Raw genomic sequence first — 22328 nt, 5'->3', positions numbered from 1 at the left:
GTTGAGGGCATGAACACCACACATCCTCGCCAGTACCTGATGACGCTGCTCGGGCTGGACCCGCCCGACCAGCGCTCCACGACCCGGACCCGCTTCGCCGTCACCACGATGGCCGCCTTCGCGACCGTCGTGCAGATCATCGCCTGGTTGCTGATGGGCATCTTCCGCACTCAACTCGACGGTCCGTGGTGGCTGTGGACGCCCGGCAGCGCCCTCCTCATCAACGCTGCGCTGCTGTCCGTGGACCATATACGCGGCCAGTGGCCACGCGCAGGTTCATCGCACCGCCTCCAGACCCGAAACCTCCGTACCGACGACGCCACCCGGGAGTCACTGTGACCACGCCATCGACCCCGCAGAACCCGTCTGCCCCGTCTCGTCACGCAGCCGATGCATCCGACCTGCCCACCACCACGTTCGCCGGCCGGGCGGGGATGGCAGTGGGTGCCCTCTCGGTGCCGATGGTGGCCCTGTACTTCGTCTACTCGGGACCGCCTCCGCAGTGGAACGTCCTGACGCGCAGCCTGCTCACGCTGATGATCATGGCTGGGCTGACGGCGTTCGGGGTTGCTCTGGCACGCCTGTTTCCCAGGGACGGCACGGGCCGGCGTGCCCTCGCCGGTCAACTCGCCATCGTGTCGCTGCTCACCTACGTCGCGGTGATCCTCTTCGCCACCTCGCTCGAGGCCGGAACTCCCCTGGCCTTCCCGGATCGAGGGATGGACCCGACCACGGACGGCCCTTTGGCGGCGGCCATGGCATTGGCTCACGGTCCGATCGCGCACCTGTGGATCGCGATGTTCTTCCTCGGGTTCGCCCGTGGCGCGCAGCAGTTCGCGACAGCCGCGTCACCGATGGTGCCACGGTGGACCCTGCGCGGTGCCATCGTCGTCGGAGTCATCAACCTGCTGGCCATCCCGTCGCTCTACTTCGGCATGGACGCCACCCACTTCTACGCCGTCAACGGGTGGGGCGCGGATGCCCTCGTCGGTCTGATCACTCTGGTCTGGGTCGGCTTCATCGGTCTGGGCATCCACCGGGCTCGTAAAAACCGGGCGCGCATGCTGACTTGACGGGTGGGCGTAGTTCTTGATCCGGGTGAGTTTCTTCGGGCCGACCTTCACGATGGCGCCGGACCGGCACGGCCGTCGCCATCGCCTCCTTCTTCCTTCTCGTGATGTCATCGTCCGCCACGCGTCATGCGAGCCACGCGGACTCCTTGTGACGGATGCGTGGGGAGACGTCCGAATGGCCCGCGACAGCTGACGTGCCCGTGGTGCCGGGTACGGCCGAGTGCCCCAGGTGCCGGTGCACGAAGTGGATGGCCATCGCGCCCTCACCGGCCGCGGAGGCCACCCGCTTGACCGAGCCGCTACGCACGTCCCCTACCGCGAAGATCCCCGGCAGGCTGGTCTCCAGGGTCATGCACGGGCGCCCGCGGCCGTGCCACACCTCGGGGTGGGCACAGGCTTCCTGGGCCTCCGGCCCGGTGAGGACGAAGCCGCGGGAGTCGAGGGCGATGATGCCGGCGAGCCACTCGGTGTGAGGTTCGGCGCCGGTGAAGACGAAAAGGCTCCGTACCGCGAGCCGACGGTGCCCGCCCGTGCGGTTGTCGACCACGTCGAGCTCCTCCAGCACGTCCCGGCCGATGACCTCGGTGACCTCGGTGTGCAGCATGACCTCCACCCGCGGATGGCGCTCGACCTGGTCGACCAGGTAGCGGGACATGTTGGCCTCGAGGCTGGCTCCTCGGACCAGCAGGTGCACCTTCGGCGCGTACCCGGCGAGGAACAGCACCGCCTGGCCCGCCGAGTTGCCTCCGCCGACGACGGCCACCGGGTCGGTGCGGCACTGCTGGGCCTCGTAGACGGTCGCCGAGTAGTGCACGCTCGTTCCCTCCAGGCGTTCGATGCCGGGCACCTGGAGCCGGCGGTAGCGGGCACCCATGGCCAGGACGACGGCGCGGGCGGCGATCTCGCTGCCGTCGGCGAACGCCACGACGTAGTGGTCGTCGTTCTTGGGATGGAGGCCGGTCGCCTCCAGCGGAAGGCTGATCCTGGCGCCGAACTTGTCGGCCTGGAGCACGGCGCGTTCGGTGAGTTCGGCGCCGGAGATGCCGGAGGGGAAGCCGAGCAGATTCTCGATGCGGGACGACGTGCCGGCCTGGCCGCCGGTGGCCATCGCCTCCACCACCGTGGTGCTCAGGCCCTCGGAGGCCGCGTACACCGCGGCAGCGAGGCCGGCGGGTCCGGAGCCCACGATGAGGACGTCGCCGTGACGGTTTCCCGCGGGTAGTGACGGCAGGCCGATGAGCCGGGCCAGTTCCGCGTTGCTGGGGTTGCGCAACAGGGTGGTGTCCCGCCAGATGACGAGTGGTGTCTCCGCCGGGCCGACGCCGAAGCGGCGCAGCAGTTCCTCGGCCTCCTTGTCGGTCTCCAGGTCGATCCAGCGGTGCGGCAGCCGGTTGCGGACGGCGAACTCGCGCAGCCGTCTGGTGTCGGGCGAGTAGCGCGAGCCGATGATGCGGAAGCCGGCGCCCTGTCCGACGAGCAGCGCGCGACGGCACAGACAGGCGCGCAGCACGATGTCCCCGAGGGTGGAGTCCTGGGACACCAGGTGGCGCAACCGGTCCAAGGAGACGACGAGGACCTCGCCCGGTTCCCTGGCGACAGCGGTGTAGAAGGCCACTTGTCCGTGCAGCAGGCCGAGTTCGCCGATGAAGCGACCGGGGCCGTGCACGCGCAGCACGTGCTCCTCGGGAGTGCCGTAGTCCTCGAGGACGGCGACGGTACCGCTGAGGACGACGAGGAACGTCTCGCAGCGCTCCCCCTCCCGGATCAGCACGTCGTTCGGAGCCATGTTCCGGCGTTGCCCGTGCTCCGCCAGACGTGCTGTCTGGTCCTCCGTGAGGCGCGGGTACGCGCCGTAGGTGTCCGGGGTCTCCCAGAAGGCGGCCTCGTCCGCTTTCTCCGGCACCGGTTCTGCGCCCGGCAGCGACTGGTCGCCGGACATCAGACGAACGCCTCGTGAACGTAGCACCAGCGCCATTCCTCGCCGGGCTGGAACGACCGCACGATCGGATGGGCGACGGCAGCTGCGTGCTTGCGCGCGTGCTTGTTCGGCGAGGAGTCGCAGCAGCCGACGTGCCCGCAGGTCAGGCAGAGCCTCAGGTGGACCCACGGGGAGCCGAGCAACAGACACTCCTGACACCCTTGTGGGGTCAGCGGCTGGACCGGCCGGACAAGCGCGAGGTGGGGGTCTGCGTGCAGGGTCATCCGGATCACCCTTTCCGGGCGGTGATCGACTGTTCCACCCACCAGCGAAGAGCGGGGGCGGGCGCCGCCCCCGCCTGCCGGGCGACCGTCTCGCCTCGGTCGAGGATCAGCAGTGTCGGTACGACCTGGACCTCGAAACGCTGCGACAGTCGCGGGTTCTTGTCGACGTCGACCTTGACGAGTTTGATTCGGCCGGCGAGATCGGTGGCGACCTTCTCCAGTGCGGGGCTGACCATGCGGCAGGGGCCGCACCAGGTGGCCCACAGGTCGACCACGACGGGGACATCGGCCCGCTCGGCGACCTCGGTGAAGTCGGCGTCGCCCGCGTCCACCATCCACGGAAGGGGCTGCTTGCAGTGGCCGCACCTCGGGCGGCCCTCCGCGGCCACGGGCACCCGGTTGGTGCGCCCGCAGTGGGGACAACTGACGGTCGTCGCCTGCATCGTGCTCATGCCGCCCGCGCTCCCTTCACGTCCTCGGGCCGGTCGTAGGTGACCACCAGCTCTCCGTGTTCGGCGTCGACATGGACCGTCGCGCCGTCCTGGACGTCACCGCGCAGCAGGGCGCGCCCGACCATCGTCTCGACCTCGTGGGAGATGTAGCGGCGCAGCGGCCGTGCCCCGTACACCGGGTCGTAGCCCTGGTGAGCAATCAACTGCCGGGCTGCTTGGGTGAGTTCGACGGTTATGCGACGTTCGGCGAGGCGGCGGCGCAGTTCGTCGAACTGCAGCTCCACGATCCGCTCGATCTGCCGCTCACCGAGCGGCTTGAACAGCACGATGTCGTCGACGCGGTTGAGGAACTCCGGGCGGAAGTGCCCGCGCAGCTCGCCCATCACCAGGGCGCGGGCATCCGGCTTGATCTCACCGTCGGCGGTGGCGCCGTCGAGGAGGTACTCGGAGCCGATGTTGGACGTCATGATGATCACGGTGTTGCGGAAGTCGACGGTGCGGCCCTGGGCATCGGTGATGCGGCCGTCGTCGAGGACCTGCAGCAGGGTGTTGAAGACATCGGTGTGCGCCTTCTCGATCTCGTCGAACAGCACGACCGAGTACGGCTTGCGACGGACGGCCTCGGTGAGCTGGCCGCCCTCCTCGTAGCCGACGTATCCGGGTGGTGCGCCCATGAGCCGGCTGACGGTGTGCCGCTCCTGGTACTCACTCATGTCGAGGCGGACCATGTTCTCCTCGGAGTCGAACAGGGCCGCCGCGAGGGTCTTGGCCAGCTCGGTCTTCCCGACGCCGGTGGGGCCGAGGAAGATGAACGAGCCGATGGGGCGGCGCGGGTCGCGGATGCCGGAGCGGGCGCGGATGATGGCGTCGGCGACGAGTTTGACGGCCTCGTCCTGGCCGATGACGCGCTCGCGCAGGATCTCGTCGAGGCGCAGCAGTTTCTCGCGTTCGCCCTCCTGGAGGCGGGCGACGGGGATACCGGTCCAGGCGGCGACGATCTCGGCGATCTCCTCCTCGGTGACGACCTCGCGCAGCAGCCGGTTCCGCCCCTGCTTGGCGGCCAGTTGCTCCTCCTCGGCCTTCAGCCGGCGCTCCAGGTCCTGGAGGCGGCCGTAGCGGAGTTCGGCGGCGCGGTTGAGGTCGTAGGCGCGTTCGGCCTCCTCCGCCTCGTGGCGGACCTGCTCCAGTTCCTGGCGCAGTTCCTGCACGCGGCGGATGGCCTGCCGTTCGGCCTCCCACTGTGCGTGTTTGGCGTCGGCCTCGCCGCGCAGGTCGGCCAGTTCCCTGCGCAGTTCCTCCAGGCGCGTTCTGCTGGCGGCGTCGGTCTCCTTGGACAGGGCCGCTTCCTCGATCTCCAGGCGGGTGACGCGGCGGGTGATCTCGTCGAGTTCGGCGGGCATCGAGTCGATCTCGGTACGCAGCCGGGCGCACGCCTCGTCGACGAGGTCGATGGCCTTGTCGGGCAGGAACCGGTCGGTGATGTAGCGGTGGCTGAGGGTGGCCGCGGAGACCAGCGCGGTGTCCTGGATCTTCACGCCGTGGAAGACCTCCAGGCGTTCGCGCAGTCCGCGCAGGATGGAGATGGTGTCCTCCACGCTCGGCTCGTCGACCAGCACCTGCTGGAAGCGGCGTTCCAGGGCGGCGTCCTTCTCGATGTGCTTGCGGTACTCGTCGAGGGTGGTGGCGCCGATCATGTGGAGTTCGCCACGGGCGAGCATCGGCTTGAGCATGTTGCCCGCGTCCATGGCCCCTTCGGCGGCGCCCGCGCCGACGACGGTGTGCAGTTCGTCGACGAAGAGCAGGATGCGCCCCTGGGCGGCCTTCACCTCGGACAGCACGGCCTTGAGGCGTTCCTCGAACTCGCCGCGGTACTTGGCGCCGGCGACCAGGGAGCCCATGTCGAGAGCGAACACCGTCTTGTCGCGCAGGCCCTCGGGGACGTCGCCGCGCACGATGCGCTGGGCCAGGCCCTCGACGATGGCGGTCTTGCCGACGCCGGGATCGCCGATGAGGACGGGGTTGTTCTTGGTCTTGCGGCTGAGGATCTGGGTGACGCGGCGGATCTCCGCATCACGGCCGATGACCGGGTCCAGCCGCCCGGACCGGGCCTCGAGGACCAGGTCGCGGCCGTACTTCTCCAGAGCCTCATAGGCCACTTCGGGGTTGGCGGAGGTGACGCGCTGGTTGCCGCGGACCTGGGTGAGCGCGCTCAGGAACGAATCCCGGGTCACGCCGTTCTCCTTGAGCAGGCGTCCGGCGGCGGTCGCCGAGCCCTCCTCGGCCAGGGCGAGCAGGAGGTGCTCCACGGACACGTACTCGTCCTTGAGGCGTCTGGCCTCCCGCTCGGCGGCGTCGAGCAGGCGGGACAGGCGCTGGGTGACGAAGACCTGGCCGGGTGCCGCGCCGGGACCGGTGACCTTCGGGCGGCGGGAGAGTTCCTCGCGCACGGCCGCGCGCAGCTCCTTCGGCTCGGTGCCGGCCTGTCGCAGCAACCGTGGGATCAGACCGTCCTCCTGATCGAGAAGCGCGAGCAGCAGGTGTTCCCCGTCGACCTCGGTCTGCCCCATGCCGACGGCCGCGCTCTGGGCCTCCTGGAGGGCTTCCTGGGACTTCTGGGTGAGACGGTTCATGTCCATGGGGGTGTTTCCCTCCTCGTGCCGCGGCCGCGCAGGGCGGCTTCGAGCAGGCTGATGCGGTCGAGCAGGTCGAGCACCAGACCGATGGATGCGTAGTTGAGGCAGAGTCCGGTGCGCAGCCGCTGGACACGGGCGAGAACCGCCGGGGCCGTGGGGTCGAACACCAGTCGCCCCGCGGAGTCGCGTTCGGCGTCGACCAGGCCGAGGGCGACGAAGCGGCGGATCAGATCGGGGTGGAGGCCCGAGCGAAGGGCCACGGCGGCCAGGGAGAGCCTGGGGACGGGGACGAGCGCGTACCGGACAGCCGTCGAGGCGGTGATGTCGGCGTCCGCTCGTACCGGACGGGCGCCCACGCCGGCCCGGCCGATGCCCCCCGCTCCCGCGGATCGGTCGTTCATCGCATCCTCCTGGGGTCGAACGAGGAAGTGGCGGCGAGCTCCTCGAACAGTTCGCGCTCCCGGTCGCCGAGGGCGGGAGGCACCATGACGCGAAGTTCGGCGTACAGGTCGCCGTCCGCGCCCCGCGGGTTCGGCATGCCCTCGCCGCGCAGCCGCAGCCGCCGGCCGCTGGACGAGCCCGCGGGCACCGTGACCTTCGCCGTGCCGCCGCCGGGCGTGGGCACCGGCACGGTCGCGCCCAGGGCCGCCTCCCACGGGGCGACCGGGACCTGGACGTGCACGTCACGGCCGTCCAACCGGAACCGGGGGTGGGGCCGGACACGCACCCGCAGGTACAGGTCGCCCGCGGCGGCGTCACCACTGCCCCGGCCACCCTCACCCGCCAGCCGGATGCGCTGCCCGTCGGTGACGCCCGGCGGCACGTCGACCTCGTACCGCCGCGGCTGGCCGGTGGGACCGGCGAGTGTGACGGTGCGCCGGCCGCCTCGGTACGCCTCCTCGACAGTGAGCGGCAGTTCCGCCTCCTGGTCCGCTCCGGGGACGCCGCCTCGGGTGGCGCCGGCTCCGAACATGGAGCCGAGCAGGTCCTCGATGTCGATGCCCTCCGCGCCGAAGTCGTCGCCGAAGCCGGTGGCGTACCGGACGCGAGGACCGCCACCGCCCGCGGTCCTCCGAGCGCGGAAGCCGCCGCCCGCTCCCGCCGCGACCCGTCCGTCGAAGTCCTCGGGGATCTTCCGGAAATCCTCGCCGAAGCGGTCGTAGCGGGCCCGGGTCCTGGGATCGGACAGGACGCTGTACGCCTCGTTGAGGTCCTTGAAACGCTCCTCCGCTTCGGGGTCCTTGTTGACGTCCGGGTGGTACCTGCGGGCGAGTTTGCGATACGCCTGCTGGATCTCGTCCTGGCTCGCGGTCCGCGACACGCCCAGCACCTCGTAGAGGTCCCGTGCCATGACCGGTCACTCCCGCTTCGCGACCGTCACGGCGGCGGGCCTGAGCTGCCGTTCGCCGTCCCCGTAGCCGGGGCGCAGCACCTCGACGACGGTGCCCGGCGGGGCGTCGGGGTCCTGGACGACGCCGACCACCTCGTGCCGGGCCGGGTCGAAGGCGACGCCGGTCTCCGCGTGCCGCGGGTAGCCAAGCAGTTCGAGGACGTTCACCGCCTGGTCGCGTACGGCCCGGACGCCCTCCACGATCGCGCCCGGATCGGCGCCGGCGTGGGTCAGGGCGCGTTCGAGGTTGTCGAGGACGGGTAGGAAGGCGGCCGCCGTGCGGGACCGCTCGACCGCCCGTTCGCGCTCCAGTTCCCTGGCGTGACGCTTGCGAAGGTTGTCGAGGTCGGCGAGTGCGCGCCGCCAGCGGTCCTCCAGTTCCTGGATCGCGGTCGGGTATTCGTCCTCGGCAGGCACGGGGCCGGCGGCATCCGGCCCCGGTTCGCCGTTCGCCGCTGCGGGCCGGGGCGGGGCCGGCGGGGGCAGATCCGCGCGAGGAGGAGGTCCGGCGGCTTCCGGGGCCCGTGCGTCCGGATCCGACGCGGCCCGGCCGGGCTCCTGGGGGTGGGTGGGCATGGCGCGCCTCAGCTCTTGTCGAACTCGGCGTCGATGACGTCATCTTCACCGCCACCGCCACTCGGGGGACCGTCGGTGGCGGTGTCCTGGCCGGGACCGCCGCCCGTGGCGGCGGCGCCCTGATGGGCCGCCAGCCCGGCGAGTACCTGCTGCAGTTCGGAGGTCAGAGGCCGCGCGCGCTCCACGCCCGCTTCTTCCTTGACCGCCGCCCGGGCGTCGGACACGAGCATGTCGGCGCGTGCCTTCTCGTGGGCGGGCGCCGCGTCGCCCAGTTCGGCGAGGCGCTTCTCGACCTGGTACGCGACGGCGTCGAGTTCGTTGCGGGCGTCGACGGCCTCGCGGAGTGCCTGGTCCTGACCCTGGTTGCGCTCGGCCTCCTGGACCATGCGTTCGACCTCACTGCGGTCCAGGTTGGAGCTCTCGCTGATGGTGATGCCCTGTTCCTTGCCGGTGTCCCGGTCGCGGGCCTTGACGTTGAGGATGCCGTTGGCGTCGATGTCGAAGGTGACCTCGATCTGTGGTTCGCCCCGCGGTGCCGGCCGGATGTCGGTGAGCTGGAACCGGCCCAGCACCCGGTTGTCGGCTGCCCGCTCGCGCTCGCCCTGGAGGACCACCACATCGACGGCCGGCTGGTTGTCCTCGGCGGTGGAGAAGGTCTCGCTGCGGCGCACGGGGATGGTGGTGTTGCGCTCGATGATCTTCGTCATCACTCCGCCGCGCGTCTCCACGCCCAGCGACAGGGGTGTGACGTCGAGCAGCAGGACGTCCTTGACCTCGCCCTTGAGCACCCCGGCCTGGATCGCGGCGCCCAGGGCCACGACCTCGTCGGGGTTGACGCTCATGTTGGGTTCCTTGCCGCCGGTCAGCCGGCGGACCAGAGCCTGGACGGCGGGGATGCGGGTGGAACCGCCGACGAGGATGACCTCGTCGATGTCGCTCTCGCCGACCTTGGCGTCGGCCATGGCCTGCTGTACCGGTCCCAGGCAACGCTCCACCAGGTCGCCGGTGATCTGCTCGAACGTGGACCGCATGATCGAGTCGGTGAGGTGTTTGGGGCCCGAGGCGTCAGCGGTGATGAACGGCAGGCTGACCTGCGTCTGCGTCACCGAACTGAGTTCGGTCTTGGCCTTCTCCGCCGCCTCGAACAGTCGTTGCAGCGCCTGCGGGTCCTTGCGCAGGTCGATGCCGTTCTCCTTCTGGAAGTCGTCCGCCAGGTGGTCCACCAGACGCCGGTCGAAGTCGTCGCCGCCGAGGTGGCTGTCACCGGCGGTGGAGCGCACCTCCACCACGCCGTCGCCGACGTCGAGGATGCTCACGTCGAAGGTGCCGCCGCCCAGGTCGAAGACGAGGACGGTCTCGTGCTCCTTCTTGTCCATGCCGTACGCGAGGGCGGCCGCCGTCGGCTCGTTGATGATCCGCAGCACCTCCAGTCCGGCGATCCGTCCGGCGTCCTTGGTGGCGGTGCGCTGAGCGTCGTTGAAGTAGGCCGGCACCGTGATGACCGCCTCCGTGACCCGCTCCCCCAGCTGCTTGGACGCGTCGTCGGCGAGTTTGCGCAGCACCTGTGCGCTGATCTCCTCAGGCGCGTACAGCTTGTCGCGCACCTTGAAACGGGCCGCCCCGCCGTCGCCCTCGACGACGTCGTACGCCACCGCCCTGGCCTCGTCGGAGATCTCGTCGAAGTGCCGGCCGATGAACCGCTTGGCCGAGTAGATGGTGCCCTTGGGGTTGAGGATCGCCTGGCGCCGGGCCAGCTGGCCCACCAGACGTTCCCCGGTGTCGGTGAAGGCCACCACGGAGGGTGTCGTGCGGTTGCCCTCGCTGTTGGGCACGACGGACGGCTCGCCGCCCTCCCACACGGCGATCACCGAGTTGGTGGTGCCCAGGTCGATGCCCACTGCCTTGGCCATGAGGAACTCCTCCCGGTGCAGCGCCTGCGTCGACTCTCCGGTCACGTTCGCTCGGGTAGGGGTGGGACTCCGCCGGTTTCCCACCGGTGGGCGCGGAGGGTCTCGAGCACTCTCCAGGGTGACGAACCGGGTGGCTCCACGCCTGCGCCTGGCGAGTCAGGAATGCGCGGGTCCGGTCGCCCCACGAGGACGAGACAAAGAACGCACACGTCTCGGGTAGCCGGCCCGGGAGCGGGTACGCGAAAGCCGCTCATCTCCGAAGGACGGAGTGATCCCATGGTCGGCAGTCGGGCGTACAGTCCGTACCACCGCTACTCCGACCGCAAGGGCAGCCTTCCGCGGGTCAGCGTCGGGCGGCACCCCACTGCCGCGCGCAGGGGGGCCCGCCTGCCAGCTCGCACCCCGGTCGACCATGCTCTGAACGAACTGGTCGCGCTCTCCCGCGCCCTGTTCGACGCTCCGGACGAAGGCGCGATCCTGCGCCTGGCCATGGACCACATAGCCGCCGCGGGGCCATACCGCGCGGAGGCCGGGTACCTCACGATGGACGACGACCTGGTCCCCAGCCCGAGGAACAGGCAGCCGCATGCCCTGGCCGTGGGCCGGAGAGTGCGGGAGCTGGCCGGGCAGGACGGCAACGTGACCGTAGCCGGCAGGCCCTGGGGCCGGGCCCTGGGGCTGCGCGGACCAGGAGGACTCCACGGCTACCTCGTGGTCACGTCCTCCCGCTCCCAGCCCACCCTGGCCGAGCGGTCCCTGCTCGCCCTGCTCGTGCGGCACACCACTGCTGCACTGGCAGTCGTCTTCGCACACCGCCGCCAACGCGAGGAGGAGCTGGAGCTGCGCCGGCTCAGGGAGGAACGCACAGCCCTCCAGCGGCAGCTGATCTCTGTGGTGGCCGAGCTGGGCTACGAACGAGCCGTTCACGCTCTCATGGCCGACGTCGCTGCCTCGGGCGGCGGCGACGAAGCCGTCACCCGCGCACTGCACGGGCTCACCGGACTTCCCGCGCTGGTCGAGGACCGCTTCGGTCGGCTGAAGGCCTGGACCGGCCCCAGCCGCCCCATCCCCTATCCCGAACCGGACCCCGTGCGCCAGGACGAGATGCTGCACGCCGTCGCCAAAGAGACGGGGCCGGTGCGGATCAGGGACCGGCTGATCACCCTGATCCGCCCGCACGGCGAGATCCTGGGCGTGCTGGCTCTGGTCGATGCCCGGGACGAAGCCGACGAGCACACCGTCCTCGCGCTGGAACACGCCGCCGCGTCGCTCGCCCTGGAAATGACGCACCTGCGCAATCTGGCCGAAACGGAGCTGAGACTGCACCGGGAGCTGGCCGACGACCTCCTGGCAGGGACGGACGAACCGAGCGCCTACGCCCGGTCCGAGGCGGTCGGACACGACCTGCACCGCAGCCACTACATCGTGGTGGTGCAGTGGTCGAACCGGACCCCCGACGACTCCTTCGCACAGACCGTGGGGCGGGCGGCCTCTGCCGTGGGCATGCGCTCGCTGCTGACCCGCCGCTCCGACCACGTCGTCCTCATCGCCGACGAGAGGCCGCACGCCCGCGCGCTGTACGAGGCGCTCGCCCGGGAGACCGGAACACGGTCCGGGACGATCGGGGTGAGCGCCCCTTCCGACTCCCTGAACGACATCCCGCACCACTACCAGGAGGCGCAGCGCGCCCTGGACGTGCGCCGCCACTCCCGCGAGCGCTACGGCACGACGTTCTTCGACGAGCTCGGCCTCTACCGCATCCTGGGGCCCGGCAACGACTACCGGGAACTGGAGACGTTCGTCGACGAGTGGCTCGGGCAGCTCATCGACTACGACTCCCGGCACCACACGGCCATGGTGGAGACCCTGTCCCGGTACTTCGACTGCGGCGGCAACTACGACGAGACCGCCGACTCCCTCGCGATCCACCGCAGCACACTGCGCTATCGGCTCCAGCGCATTCGTGACCTCAGCGGCCACGACCTCGCGAACGTCGAGGCTCGGCTGAACCTCCAGGTGGCGACCCGAGTGTGGAAGATCGTGCTGGGCGGACCGGGCTGACGGCTCACGCCAGAAGACGGGGGCCTTGGTTGGCCACCGCCGGCGCTATGACCGGCGTGGTCTTTGGCACCGGCCTCGGGGCGGGCGGGAAGGCCCGGACGTCACAGGGCGATGACGTGGAGGTCGACCAGGTCGAGCAGCGCCCGCAGAGCCGCGGTGGGCCGCCGGGTCGACGACGTGCCGAGATGCGTGCTCCAGCGGAGCATGGCGTCCAGGATGTGCAGGCCGGGGGTGCGGGCAACGGCGAAACGCGGGCAGGAAGGCGATGCCCAGACCGTGCCGGACCAGTGCCGCCCCCATGTCGATGTCGGGCACTTCCAGTGCCACCCGGCGTAAGACGCCCGCCGCCGCGAACGCCCGGTCGACCATCCCGCGGTTGCCGTAGCCCGGCGGGAAGTCCACGAAGGGTTCCCCCGCGAGGTCCGCAAGTGCCACCTTTCCCGCTGCGCGAGCGGATGGCCGGCACTCACCACCAGGACGAGCGGCACGGTGGCCGGCTCCCGTGCGTCGATCCCGGCGGGCTTGCGTTCGGGCAGCGACAGGAAGGCCACGTCCAGTTCGCCGCTGCGCAGCGCGCGCGCCAGTCCCGCCGATCCGGTCGTCGCCAGCCGCAGCCGGACGTCGATCGCCGGATGCCGCCCGTGCAGCTGCCCGAGGAGCGCAGGCAGGTCCACCACCGGTTGTCTGGGAGGCGCGTACCCGGGCACCCGGTGCGGGCGCGCGTGACGCGGATCCGCGGTAGCCGGGAGGCCAGGGATGTCCGTGGAATCGGCCAGAACGATCGCGCTCCCCTCCGGTGAGGAGATCGCGGCGCTCGGGCAGGGCACCTGGTACCTGGGCGAGGACCCGGCCCGGCGTGAACAGGAGATCGCCGCGCTGCGGCTGGGTGTGGACCTGGGTATGACCGTCGTCGACACGGCGGAGATGTACGGCGACGGCGCAGCCGAGGAGCTCGTCGGGGAGGCCCTGCGGGGACGCCGGGAGGAGGTCTTCCTCGTCAGCAAGGTGCTACCCGGCCACGCCACCCGGAAGGGCACCGTCGCCGCCTGCGAGGGCAGCCTGCGGCGGCTCCGTGCGGAACGGCTGGACCTCTACCTGCTGCACTGGCGGGGGCGGTGGCCACTCGAGGAGACCCTTGCGGGTTTCACGGACCTGATGGAGGCGGGGAAGATCCGTTACTGGGGCGTGAGCAATCTGGACGCCGCCGGCATGGCCGAGCTGACCGCCCTCCCCGGTGGCGACGCCGTGGCCGTCGACCAGGTGTTGTACAACGTCTCCCGGCGCGGCATCGAGTGGGATCTGCTCCCCTGGTGCCGTGAAGCCGGGGTGACGGTCATGGCCTACTCCCCGATCGAGCAGGGGCGGCTGCTGAAGGGCGAGGCTCTGGGTGCCGTGGCCCGGGCCCTCGGCGCCACGCCGGCCCAGGTGGCACTCGCCTGGGTGCTGGAACAGGGGGTGGCCGCGATCCCGCGTTCCGGATCACCCGACCACGTTCGGGAGAACCGCGGCGCGGTGGACCTCCACCTTCCTGCCGAGGCGCTCGACGCTCTCGACGACGGGTTCCCGCCGCCCAGCGGGCCCACGCCCCTGGAGATGCTCTGACGGAGTCGACAGGGCGGCGCCCTGTGCGGGGCGGTGTCGCAACACCGTGCAGCCTCGCACGGACGGCCAGCCAGCTGGCCGAGGGATGCCTCCCCCGTGCGCGGCCGTCGCCTGACCTCTTGGCCCGGCATCCGCACCGGCCTGCGCAACGCCGGCGCGGACGTCGCCGACCAGGAGGTGGTCGTCGACGGGCAACTGGTCACCAGCCGCGGCCCGGCCGACCTGCCCGCCTTCTGCGCCGCCGTCGTGGAGCAGTTCGGCCGGGCGCACCGACCCATGCCCAGCTGATCCGGCGGAACGGGCCCGAACGGGGCGCCTCGCGAGCCGTATCCGCCACCAGCCGCACCGCAGCACGGCGCCGCGCGCGACCCTGCGCGCCGAACTGGGCTGGCCGGTGGTCAAGCCCCTCGCCGGTGTCAGGAGCGCGCGAGCCGAGCCGCGAGATAGGGCGCGGTGGCGCTGCGGCGGGCCCTGGCCACCTTGGCCGGCGGACCCGCCGCGACCACCCGGCCGCCCGCGTCGCCGCCGCCCGGCCCGAGGTCGATGACCCAGTCGGCGGTGGTGATCGTGTCCAGGTCGTGCTCGACGAGGACGACCGTGTTGCCGGCGTCGACGAGCCGGTGCAGCTGTCGCAGCAGCAGCGCGATGTCCGAGGGGTGCAGCCCCGCCGTGGGCTCGTCGAGCAGGTAGAGCGCGTGCCCGCGACGGGCTCGCTGCAGTTCGGTGGCCAGTTTGATGCGTTGCGCCTCGCCGCCGCTGAGTTCCGTCGCGGGCTGGCCCAGCCGCAGGTACCCCAGTCCCACCTCGCGCAACGTCTCCAGACTGCGGGAGGCCGCCGGGACGTCGGACAGGAACTCGGCGGCGGCGTCGACGGACAGCGCCAGCACCTCGGCGATGTTCTTGCCGCGGTGGGTGACTTCCAGCGTTTCGGCGTTGTACCGGGCGCCCTCGCAGGTCGGGCACGGCGCGTAGGTGCCGGGCAGGAACAGCAGTTCCACCGCGACGAATCCTTCGCCCTGGCAGGTCTCGCACCGCCCTTCGGGCACGTTGAAGGAGAACCGCCCGGCCGAGTAGCCGCGCGCCCCGGCTTCGTCCGTCGCCGCGTACAGCTTGCGCACCGCGTCGAACATCCCCGTGTACGTGGCCAGGTTGGACCGGGGAGTGCGGCCGATGGGCCGTTGGTCGACCCGCACCAGCCGGTCGAACGACTCGACCCCCGACGCGTCCTGGACGTCGACCTCCAGCTGCGCCTCGTCGGGCTCCTCGGGTACGAGTCCGAGGTGGCCGCGGACGACCTCGGCGAGCACCTGCGTCACCAGCGTCGACTTTCCGGAACCGGACACGCCCGTCACCGCCGTCAGTACGCACAGCGGTACGTCGACGGACACGTCGCGCAGGTTGTGGCGGGAGACGCCGCTCAGGTGCAGCCAGCCGTGCGGTGTGCGCGGGCGGTGATCGAGCGGCTGGGCGCGCCCGAACAGGTACCGGCTCGTGGCCGACTCCCCGACCCGCTCGAGACCGGCGACCGGGCCGCTGTACAGCACGCGACCGCCGCCCTCGCCCGCGCCGGGGCCGATGTCGACCACCCAGTCCGCCCGCCGTACGACGTCCATGTCGTGCTCCACGACGAACAGCGAGTTGCCCGCCGCCTTGAGGCGGTCCAGCACGTCCAGCAGCGGTTCCGCGTCGGCCGGGTGCAGGCCCGCGGAGGGTTCGTCGAGGACGTAGACGACGCCGAACAGCCCCGAGCGCAGCTGCGTGGCGATGCGCAGGCGTTGCGCCTCGCCGGGCGACAGGGTCGTCGAGCGGCGCCCGAGGCTGAGGTATCCGAGGCCCAGGTCGAGCAGTACGTCGATCCGCGCGACCAGATCGCCGCAGATCCGGACCGCGACCTCGGTCGTCTCACCGGACCGGGCGGTCGACGTGGTGGCGTCGGCCTCGGACCGCCCCGCGACGGGCCGCAGCAGCGCCACGACCCCGGTGAGCGGCATCGCGTTGATCTCGGCGATGGAACGTCCGGCGAAGGTCACGGCGAGCGCCTCGGGCTGCAGTCCGCTGCCGTGACACGCGGGGCAGGGCACACTCCTGACGAACCGCAGCGCCCGTTCGCGCATCCTCTCGCTCTTGGAGTCGGCGAGGACGTGCATGACGTGTTTGCGGGCGCTCCAGAACCTGCCCTGGTAGCCGTAGTCGACGCGGTCCTCCTCCGGCTCGATGTACACGGAGGGCTGCTCGTCCGTGTACAGCAGCCAGTCCCGGTCCTTCTTCCTGAGCCTGCGCCACGGCCGGTCGATGTCGATCCCCAGGCCGCTCACGACACTGCGCAGGTTGGCTCCCTGCCAGGCGCCCGGCCAGGCGGCGATCGCCCCCTCGCGGATGCTCAGCGAGGGATCCGGGACGAGCAGGTCCTCGGCGACGTCGTGCACGACGCCCAGTCCGTGGCACTCCGGGCAGGCGCCGGCCGCGGTGTTGGGTGAGAACGACTCGGCTTCCAGCCGTGCGGCCCCGGGCGGATAGGTGCCGGCGCGGGAGTACAGCATCCGCAGCAGATTGGACAGTGTGGTGAGGGTGCCGACCGTCGAGCGCGAGCCGGCCGACCCGCGTCGCTGTTGCAGGGCCACGGCCGGTGGCAGCCCGGTGATTTCCTGCACGTGCGGCGCGCCGACCTGTTGCAAAAGCCTTCGGGCGTACGGCGCCACGGACTCGAAGTAGCGCCGCTGGGCCTCCGCGTAGAGCGTGCCGAACGCGAGCGAGGACTTGCCCGAACCGGAGACGCCGGTGAAGGCGACCATCGCGTCCCGCGGTATGTCGACATCGACGTTGCGCAGGTTGTTCTCACCGGCGCCCCGGACATGCACGAAGGGGTCCGTCGCGTCCTTGTTCACCGTTCCTGATTACCTGATCGCGCCGGGAACCGCGCGACAGGCGCCGTCACCGGGTCTCGCTCACACGAGCGTCCAGCGGATCGCGGCTTCGGCGACAACGGCCCCGGCACCGCCCACGGTGGAGCAGTTCCCGCACGGGGAGGACGAGGAGATCTGACCCTACCGCCTACACCTGCCGGCAGAGGCCAGCGTGTCACGCGGCGTCGGCGTTGTCCGGGGGCATCCTGGGGGCACGTGCGATCGCGGGAGCAGCCGACGAGAAGGAGTCATACCGGTGTCGTCTCAGGGCGTGACGGTCGTGACTCTCCTGGCGGATCCGGATGCGCCGACGGAGATCGCGCAGCGCATGGCCCTGACACTTCCCGACCGGCTCGCCGACAGGTCGGGTCAGGGACGACGGTTCGACGTCGAGGTGGTCAGTGAGCCCTTCACCGCGGGGACCGAGGACCCGTCCACCTTGATGCAGCGGATCAGGGACCGCAGAAGTGAGGGGAACTGGGACATCGTGGTGGCCCTCACCGACCTTCCGCTGCACTCGCATGGGCGCAAGCTCGTGGTGGACCTGAGTCACGATCACGGCCTGGCGCTGCTGTCTCTTCCCCCGCTGGGGGGCTTCCGGCTGCAGACAAGGGCCCGGCAGGCCGTGGAAGAGGCCGTGCTCAGTCTGGTGGGCCCGCAGACCACCGAGGCCGAGGGGCCTTCGGGGAGTCAGCCGCTGCGGGGGCCGTTCGTCGGTCGTCTCGCGCCCATCCGTCCGGACCAGGTCAGTGAGGAGGAGATCGCCGATCTCCGGTACGTCGTCGCCGGGCCGCGCGGTTACCTGAGGGTGCTCCTCGGTATGGTCCGCGCCAACCGGCCGTGGCGCTTGGTGCCGGGCTTGTCGAAAGCCCTGGCTGCCGCGCTCGCCACGGGAGCGGTCGCCACCGTGAACTCCACCATCTGGAGCCTGGCCGCGTCCCTGAGCACGCCACGCCTGGTGATCGCCATGGTCGGGTCCGTCGCGCTCATGATCGGCTGGCTGGTCGTGGACGCGAACCTGTGGCATCGAACGGATGAGGTTTCGCCGGAGGCGAGGAAGAGGGCGGCTCTCTACAACGCCTCGACGGTCGTGACCGTGGGTATCGGGGTGCTCGTCTGCTACGTGGGTCTGATGCTCGTCAACCTGGTGTGGGCGCTGTTCATCCTCAACGACCGAGTGTTCGCATCCATGACACGAACCCCGCTTCACGGTACGGAGTACTGGACGTTGTCCTGGTTCGTCGCCTCGGTCGCCACGGTGGGCGGCGCGCTGGGATCGGGGCTGGAGAGCGACGAGGCGATCCGGGCAGCCGCCTACTCCAAGCGCGAACAGGAGCGTCGCAGCGCGCTGCAGGACGACCACGGTGACCAGCCGGTGACCTCGGTCGGAGATGTGCCGTCGGTCGGTCGTCGTCGGGGTCCGGAGATCCGCTGATCGATCGGTGCGTGGCTGTTTGCGTCAGGGGTCGACGGGGACCCGGGCGGCACGCCGCCGGAGCGCCGAAGCTCCGCCTGGCGGACCGGCGGCGGCACCACCGTTCCATCTGATCCGGGTGAACGGCCCGCGGAGGCGCGCCGGAGCATGGGACCCCCTCATAGCGGTTCCCGGGAGTCAGGCTCTTCGCGCTCTCCTCATCGCTGTGTCGCGCTCATGCCGCGACACCGAGAGAAGTCATCATGAAGGCAGCGGTATACGAAGGACCGCGAACGGTCACCGTGAAGGACGTACCGGACGCGAAGATCGAACATCCCTGCGACATCATCGTCAAGATCACCACTACCAACATCTGCGGTTCGGACCTGCACATGTACGAGGGCCGCACCTCGTTCGAGTCCGGCCGCACCCTCGGACACGAGAACATGGGCCAGGTCGTGGAGGTCGGCTCGGCCGTCCGCAAGGTCCAGGTCGGCGAGTACGTGGTCCTGCCCTTCAACATCGCCTGCGGCTTCTGCAAGCAGTGCGAGCAGGGTCTGACCAACTACTGCCTGACCATGCAGCCGGAACCGGCCCTCGCCGGAGCCGCCTACGGATTCGCCGACATGGGCCCCTACCAGGGCGGCCAGGCGGAGCTGCTGCGCGTGCCCTACGGCGACTTCAACGCGCTGCGTCTGGGCGAGGACGCCGCCGAGCGGCAGACCGACTACGTGATGCTCGCCGACATCTTCCCCACCGGGTATCACGCCACGGAGATGGCCCACGTCAAACCGGGTGACCAGACCGTCGTCTTCGGGGCCGGCCCCGTCGGACTGATGGCGACCTACTCCGCGCTCCTCAAGGGCGCCGGCCGCGTCTGGACGGTCGACCACCAGCCCGACCGGCTGCGTAAGGCGGAGGAGATCGGGGCCATCCCGATCAACACCGCCGAGCAGAACCCGGCGGAGGTCGTCAAGGAGGCCACCCTCGGTCTGGGCGCCGACAACGGCTGCGAGTGCGTCGGCTACCAGGCACACGACCCCCAGGGACACGAGGACGCCAGCCTCACCCTCAACGGACTGATCGACTCGGTCAGGTTCACCGGCGACATCGGCGTGGTGGGCGTGTTCCTGCCCCAGGATCCCGGCGGCGCGGAAACCCAGGGCGAGCTGGAGGCCCAGGGCAAGGTCCCGATCGACTTCGGCATGATGTGGTTCAAGGGCCAGCGCATGGGAACCGGGCAGGCTCCGGTGAAGAAATACAATCGGGCGCTGCGGGACCTGATCGCCGGCGGGAAGGCGAAGCCGAGCTTCGTCGTCTCCCACGAGCTCAGCCTGGACGAGGCCCCCACCGCCTACGAGCACTTCGACGCCCGCGACGAGGGCTGGACCAAGGTGGTCCTGCACCCCAACGGACACGGAAACGGCCAGAAGCGGTAGGAGACCCGGGTCGCCGTCCGTCTGTGTCCCCGTGGACCGACCCGGGAGACGGATGGCGACCTGCCCGCTCCGCGACCGGAGTTCGGAACTGTCGCCTGCGCGCCGGTCGGAGTGAACCAACGGCGGTTGCCCGGCCCGCAGGGCGGACGGCGGACGCTCAGCGGTGTCGGTGGCAGCAGACCGTTCAGCGGCTGGCGCAGCGGCGTGCACGATCTCCGCGGGAGACTGCGGGGGCAGGGCCTGGGTCCTTTTCTTTCGGATCAGGTCGGCCTGGGACGGCGGTGCCTTTGCTGCCCCGCGACGCCGGCAAGATCCGAAAGAGAGGGCCTAGGGTTTCGGTGTGCCGACGTACAGCATTGGGCAGGCCGCGCGCCTGCTGCGGGTGAGTCCGGAGACCGTGCGCCGGTGGGCGGACGCCGGTCGGCTGCCGATGGGGCGGGACGGCGCGGGGAACCGGGTGATCGACGGGGTGGGGCTGGCCCGGTTCGCCAAGAAGCGTGTGGCGGATGACGTGCGGGGCGTCCCCGACGAGGCAGGGCCTGCCTCCGTGCGCAACGCGTTCACGGGCATCGTCACCGCCATGAGTGTGGACGTCGTCGTGGCCCGGGTGGAGATCCAGTCGGGGCCGCACCGGCTGGTGTCGTTGGTGACGCGCGAGGCGGTCGAGGAGCTGGACCTCGCGGTCGGGGTGACGGTCACCGCGCGCGTGAAGTCGACGAGCGTGCACGTCGAGCGTTCGCAGCGGGCGGGTTCGTAGCCGCCGGCGGCGGGGTGTCCCGGCACAGCAGGGCGGTCCACAGGTCGAGGCGGTCGGCGAGGCGGGACAGGTCGCGGCCGGTGAAGTGCTCGATGCGCTGGACGCGGTAGTGGACGGTGTTGACGTGCAGGTGCAGCGCCTCGGCCGTGCGCGCCCACGATCCGTCGCAGGCGGGGAAGGACTTCAGGGTGGCCAGCAGGGAAGCCGCGGAGGCGTTCTCGGTGTCCAGCAGGGGGCCGAGGACGGACTGGCTGTAGAGGGCGCGACCTCCACCGGGATGCCGGCCAGGAGCGTGCCGAGACTGCTGAGGGTCGAAGCGTGGATCAGGAGTGAAGCGTCCGGGGCGGTGCTGCGGGCGGAGGCGAGCGCGTAACGGGCTTGGGCCAGCGCCCCGGCCAACTCGGCCGGGCCGGCGGCCGGTGCTGCGACGCCGCCATGCAGCGGCAGGGACGGCTCGCCGGCGGCGACCGGCGGCCAGACCTCTCCCAGCTCCACGGGAGCGGCATCGGTGTCGGGAATGACCGCGAACGCGGGGCCCTCCGGCAGACGCCCCACCGCGGCAGGCCCAGGACCCAGGTGAGCCACCACTTCGGAAAGCGCCCCCTCCGCCGGTCCCGGGCTCCGCACTCCGGTGTCGGCGACGATCACACGGTAGGGGCCCTGCGAGGGAAGTCCGCAGGCACGAAGGCCGGCTGCCACCGCGGCCTGATCCTCCACGGCCTGGGCAAGCAGCGTTCCGAGGCCGTCGGCGGCCTGGTGGGCCGCGACCCGGTGCCGGGCCTGTGACTCCTGGCAGCGGCCCAGGATCGCGGCCATCTCCTGGAGCATCCGGGGCGGTACGGCGTCGGGATCGGGAAGGTGCAGGTGCCAGCGCTGGTACGCCGAGAGCGCATCGGCCTCGACGGGCACCGTGCCCGCATCGATCAGGGCCATCGCCGCTTCGGCCGGGACCGCTGGGGCTCCCTGCGTAGCCGCGACGGTCCGCCCGGAAGCGGTGAAGACGTACGCGACGGCCCGGCCGAGGTGGGCGACGGCAGCCGTCAGGATCGCGTCGGGGCCCGCGTCCCGTGCCAGGAGCCGGGTCAGGGTGGAGCGTACGACCTCGGGCAGGGCGTGGTGGCGGCTCAGCTCGCCCCAGTGCCGCAGGTACACGGTGTCGGTGACCGCGCGGAACATGACGTGTGCGGGCACCCCCGCCACCGGCACGCCGTGCCGCACACATGCCTCGACCAGGCTGTCGGGCACCGCGCCGTGCGTCTCCTCGCCCGCCAGCAGCACGGCGGCATCCGCCTCCCGGAGTGCGGCGACGAAGCGTTCGGCCTTCTCCGCGCCGCCTTTCGGCGTCCACCACACCAGTCCGCTGAGCACGGCCTCACCCGGCCGGACGAAGCGGGCCGGGTCCTCCAGGTCGGTGACGGTCACCCCGCTGATCTCCCGCCGCAGCAGGGCGTGCTCGGCCCACAGCAGGCGCAGGCCGAGGGACTCGTCCTGAAGGAGGTGTTCGACGTGCATGTGTGCTCTGCTCCCTGTGCGGTAGCCGGGCACGGGGGCGCGTGCCCGGCATCTCACATTCACCAGGTGTATGCGAGTCATCCCGTCATAAGTGCGAGATCAGATGGGCGGTACGCCTCTTGGTTGATCCTCCAGGGCCGGGGCTGGAAAAGTCGGTGTTTCCGTGTGGTGAACCAGTCGTCCGGGCCTGCTCGCGTTGCTTCACTGGCGGTCATGGACCTGAACACGGTGGTGGCGGTACGGGACGCCCGGCATCCCGCGCCCTGGCGGCCGGGTGACGCCTGGCTCGGCGGCGGCACGTATCTGTTCTCCGAGCCGCAGCCCGGCTGCGAATCCGCTGGGTGATAACGCGACGACATCCACCAGGCTTTTCTCACGCTCCTGTGCATTGCTCTGCCGGCGAC

General features: G+C 70.9%; 18 protein-coding genes and 3 pseudogenes. 9 read left to right on the top strand and 12 right to left on the bottom strand.

What is annotated here, in order from left to right; genetic code table 11:
- Positions 1 to 9 precede the first annotated feature (9 nt).
- Together ACZ3ZD_RS22700 and ACZ3ZD_RS22695 are read left to right on the top strand one after the other, a co-directional pair.
- Positions 10 to 339 carry a hypothetical protein gene (locus ACZ3ZD_RS22700; protein WP_467400146.1) on the top strand — a complete coding sequence of 110 codons (330 nt, stop codon included), beginning with the start codon at positions 10 to 12 and terminating at the stop codon, positions 337 to 339.
- Positions 336 to 1073, top strand: coding sequence for a hypothetical protein (locus ACZ3ZD_RS22695; RefSeq protein WP_467400144.1), 738 nt, complete (start codon positions 336 to 338; stop codon positions 1071 to 1073). The genes ACZ3ZD_RS22700 and ACZ3ZD_RS22695 overlap by 4 nt, the downstream gene beginning before the upstream one ends.
- A gap of 124 nt (positions 1074 to 1197) precedes the next feature.
- Here ACZ3ZD_RS22695 and ACZ3ZD_RS22690 read toward each other — a convergent pair whose 3' ends face one another.
- From ACZ3ZD_RS22690 to dnaK, 8 genes are read right to left on the bottom strand one after another with little or no spacing between them, the layout of a single operon-like run.
- A complete protein-coding gene (locus ACZ3ZD_RS22690) occupies positions 1198 to 3012 on the bottom strand; it encodes an FAD-dependent oxidoreductase (protein WP_467400141.1) in 1815 nt (604 codons plus the stop codon).
- Positions 3012 to 3275: a UBP-type zinc finger domain-containing protein gene (locus ACZ3ZD_RS22685; RefSeq protein ID WP_467400139.1), complete on the bottom strand. Its 264-nt coding sequence runs from the start codon at positions 3273 to 3275 to the stop codon at positions 3012 to 3014. The genes ACZ3ZD_RS22690 and ACZ3ZD_RS22685 overlap by 1 nt, the downstream gene beginning before the upstream one ends.
- A 5-nt stretch (positions 3276 to 3280) precedes the next feature.
- Complete coding sequence (gene trxA, locus ACZ3ZD_RS22680; protein WP_467400137.1) at positions 3281 to 3727, bottom strand: thioredoxin; 447 nt, start codon at positions 3725 to 3727, stop codon at positions 3281 to 3283.
- The gene (clpB, locus tag ACZ3ZD_RS22675) at positions 3724 to 6363 is read right to left on the bottom strand and encodes an ATP-dependent chaperone ClpB (protein WP_467400135.1); all 2640 of its coding nucleotides are present in this window, start codon (positions 6361 to 6363) and stop codon (positions 3724 to 3726) included. Before clpB ends, trxA begins: the two co-directional genes overlap by 4 nt.
- Positions 6354 to 6761, bottom strand: coding sequence for a chaperone modulator CbpM (locus ACZ3ZD_RS22670; protein WP_467400132.1), 408 nt, complete (start codon positions 6759 to 6761; stop codon positions 6354 to 6356). Before ACZ3ZD_RS22670 ends, clpB begins: the two co-directional genes overlap by 10 nt.
- Positions 6758 to 7711 carry a DnaJ C-terminal domain-containing protein gene (locus ACZ3ZD_RS22665; RefSeq protein ID WP_467400130.1) on the bottom strand — a complete coding sequence of 318 codons (954 nt, stop codon included), beginning with the start codon at positions 7709 to 7711 and terminating at the stop codon, positions 6758 to 6760. Before ACZ3ZD_RS22665 ends, ACZ3ZD_RS22670 begins: the two co-directional genes overlap by 4 nt.
- A 6-nt stretch (positions 7712 to 7717) precedes the next feature.
- Positions 7718 to 8326 (bottom strand): nucleotide exchange factor GrpE, encoded by a 609-nt coding sequence (locus ACZ3ZD_RS22660; RefSeq protein WP_467400128.1) that lies wholly within the window; start codon positions 8324 to 8326, stop codon positions 7718 to 7720.
- An 8-nt stretch (positions 8327 to 8334) separates the two neighbouring features.
- On the bottom strand, positions 8335 to 10236 hold the full coding sequence (gene dnaK / locus ACZ3ZD_RS22655) for a molecular chaperone DnaK (RefSeq protein ID WP_467400210.1): 1902 nt from the start codon (positions 10234 to 10236) through the stop codon (positions 8335 to 8337).
- Between the two features lie 276 nt (positions 10237 to 10512).
- On the opposite strand from dnaK, the gene ACZ3ZD_RS22650 reads away from it, so the two are divergent.
- On the top strand, positions 10513 to 12297 hold the full coding sequence (locus ACZ3ZD_RS22650; RefSeq protein WP_467400125.1) for a PucR family transcriptional regulator: 1785 nt from the start codon (positions 10513 to 10515) through the stop codon (positions 12295 to 12297).
- 45 nt (positions 12298 to 12342) lie between these two features.
- Here the strand turns inward: ACZ3ZD_RS22650 and ACZ3ZD_RS22645 are convergent.
- Positions 12343 to 12971 (bottom strand): annotated as a pseudogene (locus ACZ3ZD_RS22645) (LysR substrate-binding domain-containing protein).
- A gap of 82 nt (positions 12972 to 13053) precedes the next feature.
- On the opposite strand from ACZ3ZD_RS22645, the gene ACZ3ZD_RS22640 reads away from it, so the two are divergent.
- On the top strand, positions 13054 to 13899 hold the full coding sequence (locus tag ACZ3ZD_RS22640) for an aldo/keto reductase (RefSeq protein ID WP_467400123.1): 846 nt from the start codon (positions 13054 to 13056) through the stop codon (positions 13897 to 13899).
- An 84-nt stretch (positions 13900 to 13983) separates the two neighbouring features.
- Positions 13984 to 14187 (top strand): annotated as a pseudogene (locus ACZ3ZD_RS22635) (DJ-1/PfpI family protein); the annotation flags it as partial.
- 128 nt (positions 14188 to 14315) lie between these two features.
- Here the strand turns inward: ACZ3ZD_RS22635 and uvrA are convergent.
- Entirely contained in the window at positions 14316 to 16784 is a 2469-nt protein-coding gene (gene uvrA / locus ACZ3ZD_RS22630; protein WP_467400120.1) for an excinuclease ABC subunit UvrA, read from the bottom strand.
- A gap of 268 nt (positions 16785 to 17052) precedes the next feature.
- Here uvrA and ACZ3ZD_RS22625 point away from each other — a divergent pair, with 268 nt between their 5' ends.
- The 3 genes from ACZ3ZD_RS22625 (at position 17053) to ACZ3ZD_RS22615 (ending at position 20412) form a co-directional block, all read left to right on the top strand.
- The gene (locus tag ACZ3ZD_RS22625) at positions 17053 to 18237 is read left to right on the top strand and encodes a hypothetical protein (RefSeq protein WP_467400207.1); all 1185 of its coding nucleotides are present in this window, start codon (positions 17053 to 17055) and stop codon (positions 18235 to 18237) included.
- 242 nt (positions 18238 to 18479) lie between these two features.
- On the top strand, positions 18480 to 19655 hold the full coding sequence (locus ACZ3ZD_RS22620) for a glutathione-independent formaldehyde dehydrogenase (protein ID WP_467400118.1): 1176 nt from the start codon (positions 18480 to 18482) through the stop codon (positions 19653 to 19655).
- Positions 19656 to 19995: 340 nt separating this feature from the next.
- Positions 19996 to 20412 (top strand): TOBE domain-containing protein, encoded by a 417-nt coding sequence (locus ACZ3ZD_RS22615; RefSeq protein ID WP_467400115.1) that lies wholly within the window; start codon positions 19996 to 19998, stop codon positions 20410 to 20412.
- Here ACZ3ZD_RS22615 and ACZ3ZD_RS22610 read toward each other — a convergent pair.
- A complete protein-coding gene (locus tag ACZ3ZD_RS22610; RefSeq protein ID WP_467400205.1) occupies positions 20351 to 20599 on the bottom strand; it encodes a helix-turn-helix domain-containing protein in 249 nt (82 codons plus the stop codon). The genes ACZ3ZD_RS22615 and ACZ3ZD_RS22610 overlap by 62 nt on opposite strands.
- Positions 20596 to 21924, bottom strand: a complete 1329-nt coding sequence (locus ACZ3ZD_RS22605) for a PucR family transcriptional regulator ligand-binding domain-containing protein (RefSeq protein ID WP_467400113.1) — start codon at positions 21922 to 21924, stop codon at positions 20596 to 20598. Before ACZ3ZD_RS22605 ends, ACZ3ZD_RS22610 begins: the two co-directional genes overlap by 4 nt.
- A gap of 168 nt (positions 21925 to 22092) precedes the next feature.
- Between ACZ3ZD_RS22605 and ACZ3ZD_RS22600 the strand changes: the two are divergent.
- A pseudogene (locus ACZ3ZD_RS22600) lies at positions 22093 to 22248 on the top strand (FAD binding domain-containing protein); the annotation flags it as partial.
- Positions 22249 to 22328: the final 80 nt, after the last annotated feature.

The organism is Streptomyces sp. NPDC023481 (assembly GCF_055560195.1).
The sequence above is the reverse complement of the archived record's forward strand: the minus strand, read 5'-3'. Positions and strand labels throughout refer to the sequence as shown.

Coding starts and splice junctions, on each gene's coding strand:
- ACZ3ZD_RS22665 (WP_467400130.1), bottom strand. CDS start 7,711: ATGGCACGGGACCTCTACGAGGTGCTGGGCGTGTCGCGGACCGCGAGC.
- ACZ3ZD_RS22685 (WP_467400139.1), bottom strand. CDS start 3,275: ATGACCCTGCACGCAGACCCCCACCTCGCGCTTGTCCGGCCGGTCCAG.
- ACZ3ZD_RS22640 (WP_467400123.1), top strand. CDS start 13,054: ATGTCCGTGGAATCGGCCAGAACGATCGCGCTCCCCTCCGGTGAGGAG.
- ACZ3ZD_RS22620 (WP_467400118.1), top strand. CDS start 18,480: ATGAAGGCAGCGGTATACGAAGGACCGCGAACGGTCACCGTGAAGGAC.
- dnaK (WP_467400210.1), bottom strand. CDS start 10,236: ATGGCCAAGGCAGTGGGCATCGACCTGGGCACCACCAACTCGGTGATC.
- ACZ3ZD_RS22660 (WP_467400128.1), bottom strand. CDS start 8,326: ATGCCCACCCACCCCCAGGAGCCCGGCCGGGCCGCGTCGGATCCGGAC.
- ACZ3ZD_RS22670 (WP_467400132.1), bottom strand. CDS start 6,761: ATGAACGACCGATCCGCGGGAGCGGGGGGCATCGGCCGGGCCGGCGTG.
- clpB (WP_467400135.1), bottom strand. CDS start 6,363: ATGGACATGAACCGTCTCACCCAGAAGTCCCAGGAAGCCCTCCAGGAG.
- trxA (WP_467400137.1), bottom strand. CDS start 3,727: ATGAGCACGATGCAGGCGACGACCGTCAGTTGTCCCCACTGCGGGCGC.
- ACZ3ZD_RS22605 (WP_467400113.1), bottom strand. CDS start 21,924: ATGCACGTCGAACACCTCCTTCAGGACGAGTCCCTCGGCCTGCGCCTG.
- ACZ3ZD_RS22690 (WP_467400141.1), bottom strand. CDS start 3,012: ATGTCCGGCGACCAGTCGCTGCCGGGCGCAGAACCGGTGCCGGAGAAA.
- ACZ3ZD_RS22700 (WP_467400146.1), top strand. CDS start 10: ATGAACACCACACATCCTCGCCAGTACCTGATGACGCTGCTCGGGCTG.
- ACZ3ZD_RS22650 (WP_467400125.1), top strand. CDS start 10,513: ATGGTCGGCAGTCGGGCGTACAGTCCGTACCACCGCTACTCCGACCGC.